This is a genomic window from Flexivirga sp., from assembly GCF_051955415.1.
Lineage (GTDB): Bacteria > Actinomycetota > Actinomycetes > Actinomycetales > Dermatophilaceae > Flexivirga.
The window spans coordinates 1-13,373 of the sequence record NZ_JBQCGS010000030.1 but is presented as its reverse complement, the minus strand read 5'-3'; the positions used below and the strand labels follow the sequence as shown (position 1 = coordinate 13,373).

The following is a 13,373-nucleotide window of genomic DNA, read 5'->3' as shown; positions in this document are numbered from 1 at the left end:
GCGGTGGTCGAGCCCGGCGGCGCGGGCGTCGCTGATCGTCTCGATTGCGATCAGCGGCAGCTCGACCGGTTCGAAGTTCAGCGGGCGGCCGGCGTCGAGCCGGGCCAGCAGCAGCAGGTCCTCCACCAGCGTGGTCATCCGGTCCGCCTCGGACTCGATGCGGCCCAGAGCGTGCGTGACCCCTTGCGGCACCGGCTCGGTCTCCCGGCGGGAGAGTTCGGCATACCCCCGGATCGATGCCAGCGGGGTGCGCAGTTCGTGCGAGGCGTCCGCGACGAACTGCCGCACCTGGGTCTCACTCGCCTGGCGGGCGCTCAGCGCGTGGTAGACGTGATCGAGCATGTCGTTGAGCGAGGCGCCGACCTGGCCGACCTCGGTGCGTTCGTCGGTGTCGCGTGGTTCGACGCGTTCGGGCATGACGACCTCGCCGGACGACAGCGGAAGTTTGGACACTCGGGTCGCGGTGGCTGCGACCCGCCGCAGCGGCTCCAGGTTGCGTCGGATGATGTATGTCGCCGCCAGCGCGACCAGGATCACGCCCGACCCGCTGAGCAGCGCGATCGCGATCGCGGTCTTGGCGACGGTCGACCGGTTGGGGCCGATCGGCAGGCCGATGATCGTGGTGACACCGGCATTGCGCAGGGACGGTCCGATCCCCACCCCGGCCTCGGAATGCACTGCGATCACTCGGTATTCGCCAAGATAGCCGCCGAGTTCGACCGTCTTGGGCGAGGAGCCGATGCCCGCTGCCTGCAGGACGGCGATCTGCTTGTCGCTCAGGCTGCGCGGTGACTTGAAGCCGTAGACGTAGTTGTCCGTCTCGACGCCCGTGCTGCCGTCGCGGTATCGCACCGCCAACGGGGCGAGCCGGCCGGTGGAGCTGAGCAGGGTGACCCGGATCGACTCCCCGGCGACCGGTGGCGGCCCGCCGATGGTGTCGCTGTACTGGCCGTTGAAACGCGCGGCCGACTGTCTCAACTGATTGTCCAACTGACCGTTCAGCGTGCGGCTCAGCTGCCACACGCTCAGGGCGCCGACGGCCAGCGTCACGGCGACGAAGAGCAGCAGCATCCAGGCGACGAGCTTGGTGCGCAGAGTCCAACGGCTCGGGTGCCAGGACGCGGTGGTCGTCATCGTGGGTCGGTCGACGGTGCAGGGTCGCTCAACCGGCGGGTTTGAGCACGTATCCGGCGCCGCGCATGGTGTGGATCATCGGGGTGCGGCCGGCGTCGATCTTCTTGCGTAGGTAGGAGATGTAGAGCTCGACCACATTGGCCTGGCCGCCGAAGTCGTAGTGCCACACGCGGTCCAGGATCTGCGCCTTGGACAACACCCGCTTGGGGTTGCGCATGAGATAGCGCAGCAACTCGAACTCCGTTGCGGTCAGGGAGATCTCATCGTCGCCGCGGAAGACCTCGTGGCTGTCCTCGTCGAGGCGCAGGTCGCCGACGACGAGCATGGAGGAGGTGTCCTCGGTCATCGCCACCGATCGGCGCAGCAGGGCGCGCACCCGCGCCACCACTTCCTCGAGCGAGAAGGGTTTGGTCACGTAGTCGTCACCACCGGCCGTCAGGCCGGCCACCCGGTCCTCGACCGCATCGCGCGCAGTGAGGAACAGCACCGGCAGGGTCGGGTCCTCGTCGCGCAGCCGGCGCAACACCTCCATGCCGTCGAAGTCGGGCAGCATCATGTCCAGTACGACCGCATCCGGGCGGAACTCCTTCGCCGTACGCACCGCGCTGGTCCCGGTACCGGCACTCTTGATCTCCCAGCCCTCGTAACGCAGCGCCATCGACAGCAGTTCGGTCAGATTGCTCTCGTCGTCGACCACGAGGACGCGCACGGGCGATCCGTCGGGACGCTTCAGGCCGGATTTGTCGCTCATGACGCCGCCTTCCTTGCTCCGGTGTCGTCATCCGCCGACGATGTTGGTCGCTCGCTGCGCTCGCTCATGCTGCTCACCCTCTCGCCGCACACTGTGCGCGCACGTGGTCGAGTCTATGTCTCACCTGTGCGCGAACTGTATGACTGAGCGGTCGCGGCGTGATGATGGAGTCCGAGGCGGTGATAACGGTGGAAGCGAATCGCACGGTCGATCGACGGACCCTGCTGGCCTGAGTGGGCGCAGCGGGCGTCATGGCCGCGGTCGGCGGTTGCGACGCGCACCGGCCGGCCAGCACCGGCTCGCCGCCCGGACCCGGCGGCGGTGACCGCAACGCGGTCAGCGACGTCGTCACCGGTCTGCACGCACCGTGGTCCGTGGTGTGGGTCGACGGTGCCCCGCTGATCAGCCAGCGTGACGACGCGCGCATCCAGCAGCTCGTGAACGGCCGGTTGCGCCAGGTGCTCGACGTGCCGGATGTCCAACACGGTGGTGAGGGCGGACTGCTCGGTATGGCGGTGCGCGACGGGTGGCTCGTCGTCTACTACACCGGTCGGGACGATCACAATCATGTGGCCCGCTACCGCTGCGCGAAACAGGCTGGCACGGTGCGGCTCACCGACCCGCAGCAGATCCTCGGCGGCATACCCGCCGGCGCGGTGCACAACGGGGGACGGGTGGAGTTCGGCCCTGACGGCACGCTCTACGTGTCCACCGGTGACAGCACACAGCGCGAACTCGCGCAGGACAGAAGGAGTCTGGCGGGCAAGATCCTGCGGATCGAGCCGGACGGCCGAGTGCCGGGCGACAACCCTTTCGCCGGCAGCCCGGTGTGGTCGATGGGGCATCGGAATGTCCAGGGCATGGCCTGGGCGGCAGACCGCACGATGTTCGCGGTCGAGTTCGGCGAGAACACCTGGGACGAACTCAACGTCATCGTCCCCGGCGGCAACTACGGGTGGCCGGTGCACGAGGGGCGGGCGGCGGACCCGGCATACCGCAACCCGGTGCAGCAGTGGCCGACCTCCGAAGCCAGTCCGAGCGGTATGGCGATCCTGGACGACACCATCTACCTCGCGGCGCTGGGCGGGCAGCGACTGATCACCGTGCCGGTGCACCACCCGACCACTTCCAAGGAGTACTTCGTGCACACGTACGGCCGGCTGCGGGACGTGGTCGTGGCACCGGACAGGTCGCTGTGGGTGCTGACCAACAACACCGACACCCGTGGCGACCCCCGGCCGGGCGACGACCGGATCCTCCGGGTGGAGCCGGCCGCGCTCGGCGGTTCGGCCGGTTCCGCCGAAGGCCGATCCGGTGTCTCAGCCACGTCCCAGGCGACATGAGGCACGATAAGCAGCGTGCAACAGACTGATCGAAGGGCAGATATGACCGACGGCGACGACCACGATGTCGCAGTGACCGTGATCGTCCCGACCTTCCGATCGGGTGCCGGCCTCCAACGCGTCTTCGACTCGGTCGACGAGTCGACTTTGCCGCCAGGCGCCCTGGAAGTCATCTTCGCGGATGATGGGTCGGGCGATGACACGGTCCAGCGCCTGCATGAGTTCGCACGTGACCGGCCGTACGTCCGGGTGATCGAACTGGAGAACTCCGGCTGGCCGAGTCACCCCCGCAATGTCGCGATCGAGCAGGCGCGCGGCGAATACCTGTTGTTCATGGACCATGATGATTCTTTGTTCCCGGGTGCATTGAAACGGGTCTACGAATTCGCGGTGGAGAACGACGCCGACGTCGTGTCGCCGAAAGAATCCAAGACCAACGATGCGTGGTGGAGCCTGCAGGACGCGGATTTCGCCAATGTCGCGGATATCCGCCAGCACGGCGGTGTGCAGCGGATGATCCCGATGGTTCCTCACAAGCTGTACCGGCGAAAGTTGCTCTTGGATCACAACATCCGGTTTCCGGAAGGCAGTCGCTTCCTCTGGGAGGACTGGTATGTCAACATCCCCAGCTACCGCCACGGCAAGGTGGCTGCGTTGGTGGATACCGCGATGTATCTCTGGCATGCCAGTGACACGAACACGACGCACACTTTTGACCCCTATCGTGAAGATTACTGGGATCGATTGGAAGATCTCTTCGATCACATTCGTGAGACGCTGTCAGGTGAAGATTTTCTATCGGATCGTGACGTATTGGTGCGGCACAATCTCGGCCTGCGCGTCATCGAACAGGCATCGCGGCAATTGACCGCACGACTGCGTAAGGATCCCACGGCCTCCTCGCATCTCAACGACGGCGAGTCCATGATCCTTTCCCGCGCGGTCCGGCTGTTGTCGAAGTATGGCGACCGAGAGACGATGCGCGAACTCCCGCAGGTCCAGCGAGCGCAAGCTCAGCTACTTCGGCTTCGCCGCGTGGCCTGGATTCGGTCGTTTCAACTCGCGATGGAAACCCTGTCCGCGTCCGTCGTGGTCAAGGGTCTGACATGGCATGAGGGTGACCTCCACCTCGAGTTGGAAACCAGTTGGAAGACGAGTGATCCCGAACTGCTGTCGATAGTCTCGAGCGGCCGAGGGGCTCGGCTCGACCTGGGCCGTCAACTCAATTTCGTCCTGTCTCGTGGTCTACGAACGATCGATCCATCGACCGGACCGACGACCCAGATCGCGCTGCGTGACCGGCGCGGTCGAGTCAGTTGGCCGGTGGCAACGCAATTGGTGGACAGGCCCGAGGTTCACAGATCCGGCCTGACGTTCCGCACCCGAGCTGTCATCTCACCGTCAACCGTCGCGGCGGGCGGACCGGTGCCTGATGCCGTTTTCGACCTGCGGGTGCGATCCAGTTGGTTCGGGTTGCGGAGTTACGACGGCATCAGATATCAGGGCTCTCCGGCGCCGATGATTTCCGGTGCCAGGCAGGGCACCGCGTACGCCAACACCAAGGGCATGCTCAGCCTGGACCTGTCCGGCACGCTACGTGTGCCGGCCATCGACGCCGCACCGCAGGAAGGGCCGATCGGCCCGGTGTCCGATTTCCGTGCCCGATTGACCAAGGTCGCGTTGCACGAGCCGCAGCCGCTGTCGGTGGAGCTGGCCGCCATACCGCTCGAGACGGATGTGTCCGACCTGCCGGCCGACGAGCGCCAGGAGCGGTTGCGCGGCCTCGCCGCCCACGGGCGGTTGTCCACCCGGATCGTCGTCGAGGACGGCAGCGCGTGGCTCACCGGCTCCGGTGACCTGGCGGCCGGTTACTACCTGCTATGGGCCGATCGCGGCAACAAGTGGGAACGCACCCGGTACGCGATGTCGGTCGCCGAGGACGGCACAGCTCACCTCGACGTGCGCTGATCCGCGGGCGCTACTTCGTCGCGGTGACCTGTCGCAGCCCTTGCCGCATCTCGGGCGCTCGCAGCCGTGCCGCGTCGCTCTCGGCGTCGGTCTGCAATTCCTGCGAGACGCGTTCGGCGGCGACCCGCTCCCGATAGGTGTCGACCTCGTGGCGCTTCTGCTCCTCGGTCCAGCCGAGCAGCGGAGCCATGATGTCCGCGGTCTCCTCGGCCGCTTCGGCACCACGGTGCTTGGTCTCGATCGACATCCGGGTGCGGCGGGCCAGCACGTCGTCCAGGTGCAGGGCGCCCTCGTGCGTCACTGCGTACTTCAGCTCCACCCGCAGATAGGTCTCGGCCGAGGCCACCGGTTCCAGCAACGACGGGTCCTCCGCGGCCACCGCGAGCACCTCGTCCAGCTTCGACCCGTAACGGCCGAGCAGGTGCTCGATCCGCCACGGCGGCAGGCCGGTCTGCTCGGAGAGCTCGCGGGTGAGATTGCGCATGGCGGCATACCCGTCGGCACCGACCAGCGGCACCCGATCGGTGACCGACTCCTTGATCTCGCCGATGTCCTTTCCGGCGATGTCGATGGCGTCCTTGGCCATCACCCGGTAGGTGGTGTACTTGCCGCCGGCGATCGAGACCAGTCCGGGTCGCGGGCGAGCGACCGCGTGCTCCCGGGACAACTGGCTGGTGTCCTCGCTCTCCCCGGCCAGCAACGGACGCAGACCCGCGTAGACGCCGAGGATGTCGTCCTTGGTGATCGGCGTCGCGAGCACCGAATTCGCATGGTCCAGAAGGTATTCGATATCGGATGCCGTGGCGGCCGGGTGCGCCAGGTCGAGCTCCCAGTCGGTGTCGGTGGTGCCGATGAGCCACTGCTGTCCCCACGGTATGACGAACAGCACCGACTTCTCGGTGCGCAGGATCAGGCCGACCTCGCCGGCGATGCGGTCGCGGGGGACCAGGATGTGCACACCCTTGGATGCACGCACCCGGAAGCGGCCGCGACCGCCGCTCATCCGCTGGATGTCGTCGGTCCAGACGCCGGTCGCGTTGACCACGACCTTGGCACGCACCGTGGCGCGTTCGTCGGTCTCCACGTCGCGGACGACGGCGCCCACGACGCGATCGGCCTCACGGACGAGTTCGACCACCTCGGTCGAACTGCGCACGACCGCTCCGTAGTGGGCGGCGGTGCGGGCCACCGTCATGGTGTGCCGGGCGTCGTCGGCCTGCGCGTCGTAGTAGCGCACCGCGCCGACGAGCGAGTCCGACTTCAGGCTGGGGAAGAGCTTCAGCGCGCCACCGCGGGTCAGGTGCTTCTGCCGGGGCACCGACCGCGCCCCGCCCATCTGGTCGTACATCGCCAAACCCGTTGCGACGTACGGGCGTTCCCACCCGCGGTGGGACAGCGGGTAGAGAAAGGAGACCGGGTGCACCAGATGCGGTGCGATCGTGGTGAGCATGAGTTCTCGTTCGCGCAGGGCCTCCGCGACCAGGCTGAAGTTCATCTGCTCGAGGTAGCGCAGCCCACCGTGGAAGAGCTTGCTGCTGCGGGACGACGTGCCGCTGGCGAAGTCGCGTGACTCGACGAGCGCGGTGCGCAGTCCGCGGGTCGCCGCGTCGAGAGCGGCACCGGATCCGGTCACCCCGCCGCCGATGACGAGGACGTCGAATTCGCGCTCCTGCAGGTCTTTCCACGCCTGTTCGCGCTCCGCCGGACCGAGTCTGGCGCTATTGGGCTGCATCACCATGAAAGTTCCTCCTGGCTGCCGGTCGTATGGCGACGACCGGTGTGATCCACCTTAGGTATGGGGGTGATCCGCGTAGCGCGCGGATGGCTCGTGGCCGGCACGAACCATCCGCGCGAGGTGCGGTCCGGCTACGAGTCAGTCGACATCTACCCAGTCGAGCGTGCGTTCAACGGCCTTCTGCCAGCCGGCATACCCGGCCGCGCGCTGCTCGTCGTCCCACTCCGGCGACCAGCGCTGGTCCTCGTTCCAGTTGGCGCGCAGTTCGTCGGTGTTGTTCCAGAAGCCGGTCGCGAGACCCGCCGCGTAGGCCGCGCCCAGCGCGGTCGTCTCGGCGACCACCGGGCGGGACACCGGCACGCCGAGGATGTCGGCCTGCAGCTGCATGCACAGGCTGTTGGCCGTCACCCCGCCGTCGACCTTGAGCACGTCGAGCTTGACGCCGGAGTCCTTCTCCATCGCGTCGGCGACGTCTTTGCTCTGGTAGCAGATGGATTCCAGCGTTGCCCGCGCCAGGTGGGCGTTGGTGTTGTATCGCGACATACCGACGATCGCGCCGCGTGCGTCCGAGCGCCAGTAGGGGGCGAAGAGGCCGGAGAACGCGGGCACGAAGTACATGCCGCCGGTGTCCTTCACCTGCCGGGCCAACTGCTCGGTCTCGGCCGCGCCGGAGATGATGCCGAGCTGGTCGCGCAGCCACTGCACCGCGCTGCCGGTGACCGCGATCGATCCCTCCAGCGCGTAGACCGGCTTGTTGTCGCCGAATTTGTAGCACGGCGTCGTCAGCAGTCCGCTCTTGCTGCGCACCAGTTCCTCGCCGGTGTTCATCAGCAGGAAGTTGCCGGTGCCGTAGGTGTTCTTGGCCTCACCGGGGGAGAAGCAGACCTGGCCGACGGTGGCGGCCTGCTGGTCACCGAGGTCACCACACAGCGGTACCTCGCCGCCGACCGGTCCGCTGCGCAGCGTCGTGCCGTAGTAGTTGGGGTCGGAGCTGGGTCGGATCTCCGGCAGCATCGAGCGCGGTATGTCGAAGAACGACAACAGTTCGTCATCCCAGTCGAGGGTTTCCAGGTTCATCAGCATGGTGCGACTGGCGTTGGTGACGTCGGTGACGTGGACGCCGCCGTCGGTGCCGCCGGTGAGGTTCCACAGCACCCAGCTGTCGGTGTTGCCGAAGATCGCGTCCCCGTGTTCGGCGGCTTCCCGCAGGCCGTCGACGTTGTCCAGCATCCATTTGATCTTGCCGCCGGAGAAGTAGGTGGCCGGTGGGATGCCGGCCTTCTGCCGGATGACATCGCCCTTGCCCTCGCGTGCGAGCGCCGAAGCGATCCGGTCGGTGCGAGTGTCCTGCCACACGATCGCGTTGTAGTAGGGCCGTCCGGTGTTCTTGTTCCAGACGACCGTCGTCTCACGCTGGTTGGTGATGCCGATCGAATCCAGATCGGACGCCTGCAGATTGGCGTTGGCCAGGGCACTGCCGATCACGGTGCGGGTGCGGTCGATGATCTCCAGCGGGCTGTGCTCGACCCAGCCGGCCTGCGGCATGATCTGCTCGTGCTCGAGTTGCCGCTTGGCGATCTCGTTGCCGCTGTGGTCGAAGATCATGAAGCGGGTGCTGGTCGTGCCCTGGTCGAGGGCTCCTACGAAGTCGGGCATGGTCTCTCCTACGTCTTCTTGCTGCTGTGCTCGGGCGGTATGACGACGAGCGGGTCGACCGGTGGTCGACCCGCCGTCCGGACTAGTACTCGGCTTCCTCGTCGACCGGTGGCACCTGTTCCGGTGCCTCCTCGGGTGCGTTGACCAGCTCCCGGGCGTCCAGGGCCTTGCCGATGAAGAGGTCGTAGACCACGATGCCGATGACCCCGCCGATCAGCGGTCCGACGATCGGCACCCACATGTACGCGGTGAATCCGCCTGGCCCGTGGACGGTGCCGGGTAGCGCCAACTCGCCGAACCCGGCGAAATAGGCCAGGATGCGCGGGCCGAGGTCACGTGCCGGGTTGATGGCGTAGCCGGCGTTGGCGCCGAAGCTCATGCCGATCGCGGCGACGATGAAACCGATGATCAGCGGCGCCAGGTTGGCCTTGACGATGGTGTTGCGGGCGTCGACGACGGCCGCGATGCACAGCAGCAGCAGAGCGGTGCCGATGATCTGGTCGAGCAGCGGACCCCACATGGAGCCGTGGAAGGCAGGGGACGGGAAGGTCGCGAAGATCGAGAACGTCGCGTTGGTGTGCCCGTTGACCAGTGATGCCCCCGCCTTGGCGGCCGCGTGGTCGTAGGCGTTGATGGAGTCGTGGTAGTTCCACCAGACCAGCGCGGCACCGACGAACGCGCCGACCAGTTGGCTCAGCGCGTAGGGCGCCACCTTGCGCCAGGGGAACTTGCGCCGTACCGCGAACGCCAGCGTGACCGCGGGATTCAGGTGGGCGCCGGTGACGCCACCGGCGATGTAGACGCCGAAGCAGACGGCGAAGGCCCACCCCCAGGTGATCAGCAGCCAGTCGCCCGAGGCGAGGAAGATCGTCGTCGCGCTCTCGGCGCGGCCGGAGCCGGGCAGTGCCGCGACGGCCATTGCCACGACACCGTCGCCGAAGAGGATCAGCACGCAGGTGCCGAGGAACTCGGCGGCGCACTCGCCCCACAGCCCGCCCATCTGCTTCAGGCCCCACCCCTGTTTCATCGGAGCCGTGACGGCGCTCATCGTTCGGCCGCCGTGGCTGGTGTGTCGGAGATTGCGTGTCTCATGGCGGTGCCTACCTTCCCTCAGGGTGTGATCGGCGTCACAGGTTGCCTGCGCATCGGCCAAGGTAGGACGGTCGGAGAGCGGGAGTGTGCGCACCGTTCGACATTGTCGAACGCGCGGTGGGCCGCCTACAGTCGCCGTATGCCGGGCAGCGTGCAATCCGTGGAGCGGGCAGCGGCGATCCTTCGGTTGCTCGCCGTCGGGCAGGGGCGCGCGCTGAGTGACCTGTCCGGTGCGCTCGGGCTCAGCAAGAGCACCGTGCACGGCATACTGCGCACCCTGGTCGAGGTGGGATTCGTCGAGCAGGACCCGGTGAGCGGCAGCTACCTGCTGGCGTCGGAGATCCTCGGTCGGCGCTCGAAAGCCATGGACATCAACGAAATGCGGTCCCGTGCGACCAACTGGGTCGACGCCCTCGCCGGCCGCACCCGGCTGTCCGCCAGACTCGTCGTGCTGCCCGATGCGCCGCCGGCCTCGATCGGCTCCGGGGTGACGGCGCACCATGTCTTCAGTGCATCGCCCGTGCCACAGCGAGTGGAGATCGGCGACCCGGTGGACCTGGCCGCGACCGCCGAGGGCAAGGTGCTGCTCGCGCTGAGCCCGATCGGCGGGCAAGTGCTCGACGGCCTGGTGGGTCGCGAAACGATCGACGCCGCGGCCCGCTCGCTGCGGGAGAACATCACGGCCACGCGCTCCCGGGGTCTGGCGGTCGCGCTCGGACGGGCCGATGCCGGCGTCGCCGTGCCGGTGCGCAGCCACGGCGGCATGGTCGTGGCCGCGCTCGGCGTCCGTGGGACCGTCGAGCAGGTGCTCACCTCCGCCCGCACTCCGCGCGAGGGAGTGCTGTCGGCGCTGGACGAGGCGGCTCGCGGCACCTCTCACGCCCTCATGGCTCAGCGATGGTGATGCCATGAGCGCGCGGTATGTCATCAGCATCGACCAGGGCACGACCTCGACGCGGGCCATGGTCTTCGACCAGCACGGCCGGCTGGCCGGCATGGGCCAGCGCGAGCACCGGCAGATCTTCCCGCGTCCCGGTTGGGTCGAGCACGACGCGGCGGAGATCTGGCACAACACGCGGCGCGTCATACCGCAGGCATTGGCGGACATCGGCATCTCGGTGGCCGATGTCGCCGCGGTCGGGATCGCCAACCAGCGCGAGACTTTCGTCTTGTGGGAGAAGGTGACCGGCCGCCCGGTGTGTCCGGCGATCGTGTGGCAGGACACGCGCACGACGGCGATCGCCGACCACCTGTTGGACGATCCGGGCGCCGACTTCTTCCGGGAGCGCGCCGGGATCCCGCCGGCGTCATACTTCACGGCTCCCCGGCTGTCCTGGCTGATGGACGACCGGCCCGAACTACGGGCGCGTGCTCGTAGTGGCGAGCTGTTGATGGGCACCATGGAGACGTGGTTGATCTGGAACCTCACCGGTGGTCCGGACGGCGGCATACACGTCACCGATGTGACGAATGCGAGTCGCACCCTGTTGATGAATCTTGAACGCTTGCAGTGGGATCCGGAGCTCTTGGAATTCTTCGACGTGCCGGAGGCGATCCTGCCCGAGATCGTGCCGTCGTCCTCCGTCGTCGGCACTGCGACGGGTGCGCTCGCCGGGGTGGCTGTCGCGGCGGCGGTGGGTGACCAGCAGGGTGCGCTGTTCGGTCAGACGTGTTTCGAGGCGGGCGAGGTCACGTGCACATACGGCACCGGCGCCTGTCTGTTGATGAACACCGGTGACGAGGTGGTGCGATCGACGCACGGCATGCTCGCCACTGTCGCCTATCAGCTCGCGGACGGGTCGAAGGCTTATGCGCTCGAGGGGTCGATCGCGGTTGCCGGCGGACTCGTGCAGTGGGTGCGTGACGGGCTCGGCCTGATCAGCACCGCTCCGGAGATCGAGACGCTGGCGCGCACCGTCGACGACAGTGGCGGGTGCGTGGTGGTGCCCGCGTTCACTGGACTCTTCTCGCCCTACTGGTCCTCGGGCGCGCGCGGCGTGATCTCCGGCCTGACCAGCTTCGTGACGGCCGGGCACCTGGCACGTGCGGTGCTCGAGTCCTGTGCCTGGCAGACGAGCGATGTCGTCGAGGCGATGGCCGCCGATGCGGGAGTTCCGTTGAAATCGTTGCGTGTTGACGGTGGTATGACGTCAAACCACCTGATGATGCAGATGGTCGCGGACGTGCTCGACGTCTCCGTGGTCCGGCCGACGGTCAGCGAGACGGTGAGTCTGGGAGCGGCATACCTCGCGGGCTTGGCCGTCGGCTACTGGTCCGACGTGAAGGTGCTGCGCCGCAACTGGCACCGCGCCGGGCAGTGGGATCCGGGGATGTCCCCGCAGTTGCGGGAGGCGCAGCGCGCCGCCTGGCGGTCCGGCATTGGCCGGACGTTGGGCAGTGGCGTGGCGCGGGCCGCGGATTGAGGCTTCGACGTGTCTCGGGTGGACGATCGTCCGGCGAGATATTCGGGTCCGACCATGGTGGGTGTCGTGGCTCGCTGCCATGATCCAGGGCGTGGCTGATGATCTCGTTCAACAGGTTCGCGCGCTCGTCGCCGACATCGAGCCATCCGACGATCTCGCAGGTGCCCATCAGCAAATGGCGCTGCGTTGGCTGGACTCGACGCAGGACATCTACCGGCGGGCGAAACCGGCGACTCCCTCTCCGCACCTGGTGTCGTATTTCCTCCTGATCGACCGCGCAACGAATGCGGTGTTGCTCTGCGATCACCGCCTTTCCGGTCTGTGGCTACCGACGGGCGGGCACGTCGAGCCCGACGAACATCCGGTGGACACCGTCCGGCGTGAGGTTGTCGAGGAGCTCGGGATCGAGGCGGTGTTCGATGCCGAGACCGGCGCCGCGCCGCTCTTCCTGACGGTCACAGAGACCGTCGGTGACCCGGCAGCACGGCATACTGACGTGAGCTTGTGGTTCGCACTCGAGGGCCGTCCTGATCAGGTGCTCGTTCCCGATGAGCGGGAGTTCACGTCGGTGCGCTGGTGGGGTATCGACGAGCTGTACGCCGAGACGTCCACGCGCATGGAACCTCACCTGACGCGTGCAGTGAAGGCGCTGCACATGGAGGTACCTGCGGCCCGCTGAGGCATCCGCAACTGAGGCAGCCTCGCCTTCTGGACGGTAATTCGCGTGCGTCAGCAGCGGACCCGCGATGGGATCGAAATCCTCCCCACGCTTCTCGTGCGGTAGGACGGACGCGATGATGAGACACCCGTTCCTTGGAGTGAGCGTCGAGACGCCGATGTTGCAGTTGTGCGCTGCGACCGACGAATCGATGGGGGAACTCGCTGCGCCGGCTCACACGCTCTCTCGGATCACACCGTGGTTGGTGATGGCGCGTGCCCGGGTGGAATGAGCTCTCCATTTCGCCAATGCTCTATACGCTTCACCGAAAACGTGTTCGAATAATCGCTAGGTTTCCCCACGCCTCTGGAGTAGAATCGGAGTACGTCGAAAACGTTGTCCAGTAAGAAGGTTCGCGACATGGATGCCGATCCGCAGCTGCCCGGCGAACCTCTCACGCCCTCCCACGTGAGCACCGATTCCGAAGACGTTGTCACACCTGCCGCGCCCGGTCGCGGACCGGAGCTGCTCGCCGCCCTGCACGATGTGGCGGACCTGTTGGACGCGGTGCCGGGGGCGGTGCACCAGCTCGGCACCGCACAGGAAGACGAAC

The 13,373-nt window shown here is 67.1% G+C and carries 11 protein-coding genes; 6 read left to right on the top strand and 5 right to left on the bottom strand.

What is annotated here, in order from left to right:
- Both ACTHL4_RS05115 and ACTHL4_RS05110 read right to left on the bottom strand, forming a co-directional pair.
- A partial coding sequence (locus tag ACTHL4_RS05115; protein ID WP_440281661.1) for a histidine kinase dimerization/phospho-acceptor domain-containing protein occupies window positions 1-1,134 on the bottom strand: 1,134 nt, incomplete at its 3' end.
- Between the two features lie 28 nt (window positions 1,135-1,162).
- Window positions 1,163-1,885 (bottom strand): response regulator transcription factor, encoded by a 723-nt coding sequence (locus ACTHL4_RS05110; RefSeq protein ID WP_440281660.1) that lies wholly within the window; start codon window positions 1,883-1,885, stop codon window positions 1,163-1,165.
- A gap of 233 nt (window positions 1,886-2,118) precedes the next feature.
- Here ACTHL4_RS05110 and ACTHL4_RS05105 point away from each other — a divergent pair, with 233 nt between their 5' ends.
- A complete protein-coding gene (locus tag ACTHL4_RS05105; protein WP_440281659.1) occupies window positions 2,119-3,228 on the top strand; it encodes a PQQ-dependent sugar dehydrogenase in 1,110 nt (369 codons plus the stop codon).
- Window positions 3,229-3,243: 15 nt separating this feature from the next.
- Entirely contained in the window at window positions 3,244-5,196 is a 1,953-nt protein-coding gene (locus ACTHL4_RS05100; RefSeq protein ID WP_440281658.1) for a glycosyltransferase family 2 protein, read from the top strand.
- Between the two features lie 10 nt (window positions 5,197-5,206).
- On the opposite strand, the gene ACTHL4_RS05095 is transcribed toward ACTHL4_RS05100, so the two are convergent.
- From ACTHL4_RS05095 to ACTHL4_RS05085, 3 genes are all read right to left on the bottom strand, one after another.
- Window positions 5,207-6,934, bottom strand: a complete 1,728-nt coding sequence (locus ACTHL4_RS05095) for an FAD-dependent oxidoreductase (RefSeq protein ID WP_440281657.1) — start codon at window positions 6,932-6,934, stop codon at window positions 5,207-5,209.
- A gap of 135 nt (window positions 6,935-7,069) precedes the next feature.
- Window positions 7,070-8,587: a glycerol kinase GlpK gene (gene glpK / locus ACTHL4_RS05090; RefSeq protein WP_440281656.1), complete on the bottom strand. Its 1,518-nt coding sequence runs from the start codon at window positions 8,585-8,587 to the stop codon at window positions 7,070-7,072.
- An 82-nt stretch (window positions 8,588-8,669) separates the two neighbouring features.
- Window positions 8,670-9,635: an MIP/aquaporin family protein gene (locus tag ACTHL4_RS05085; protein WP_440281655.1), complete on the bottom strand. Its 966-nt coding sequence runs from the start codon at window positions 9,633-9,635 to the stop codon at window positions 8,670-8,672.
- Window positions 9,636-9,818: 183 nt separating this feature from the next.
- Between ACTHL4_RS05085 and ACTHL4_RS05080 the strand changes: the two genes are divergently transcribed.
- The 4 genes from ACTHL4_RS05080 to ACTHL4_RS05065 all read left to right on the top strand — a co-directional run.
- The gene (locus tag ACTHL4_RS05080; RefSeq protein WP_440281654.1) at window positions 9,819-10,583 is read left to right on the top strand and encodes an IclR family transcriptional regulator; all 765 of its coding nucleotides are present in this window, start codon (window positions 9,819-9,821) and stop codon (window positions 10,581-10,583) included.
- A gap of 4 nt (window positions 10,584-10,587) precedes the next feature.
- Window positions 10,588-12,102 (top strand): glycerol kinase GlpK, encoded by a 1,515-nt coding sequence (glpK, locus tag ACTHL4_RS05075; RefSeq protein WP_440281653.1) that lies wholly within the window; start codon window positions 10,588-10,590, stop codon window positions 12,100-12,102.
- 91 nt (window positions 12,103-12,193) lie between these two features.
- Window positions 12,194-12,781, top strand: coding sequence for an NUDIX hydrolase (locus ACTHL4_RS05070; protein ID WP_440281652.1), 588 nt, complete (start codon window positions 12,194-12,196; stop codon window positions 12,779-12,781).
- 399 nt (window positions 12,782-13,180) lie between these two features.
- Window positions 13,181-13,373 (top strand): hypothetical protein (locus ACTHL4_RS05065; protein WP_440281651.1); only part of this gene is annotated, 193 nt, incomplete at its 3' end.

What these genes read in the sequence shown, in the direction of transcription:
- glpK (WP_440281653.1), top strand. Translation starts at nt 10,588, where the DNA reads ATGAGCGCGCGGTATGTCATCAGCATCGACCAGGGCACGACCTCGACG.
- ACTHL4_RS05110 (WP_440281660.1), bottom strand. Translation starts at nt 1,885, where the DNA reads ATGAGCGACAAATCCGGCCTGAAGCGTCCCGACGGATCGCCCGTGCGC.
- ACTHL4_RS05085 (WP_440281655.1), bottom strand. Translation starts at nt 9,635, where the DNA reads ATGAGCGCCGTCACGGCTCCGATGAAACAGGGGTGGGGCCTGAAGCAG.
- ACTHL4_RS05095 (WP_440281657.1), bottom strand. Translation starts at nt 6,934, where the DNA reads ATGGTGATGCAGCCCAATAGCGCCAGACTCGGTCCGGCGGAGCGCGAA.
- ACTHL4_RS05080 (WP_440281654.1), top strand. Translation starts at nt 9,819, where the DNA reads ATGCCGGGCAGCGTGCAATCCGTGGAGCGGGCAGCGGCGATCCTTCGG.
- glpK (WP_440281656.1), bottom strand. Translation starts at nt 8,587, where the DNA reads ATGCCCGACTTCGTAGGAGCCCTCGACCAGGGCACGACCAGCACCCGC.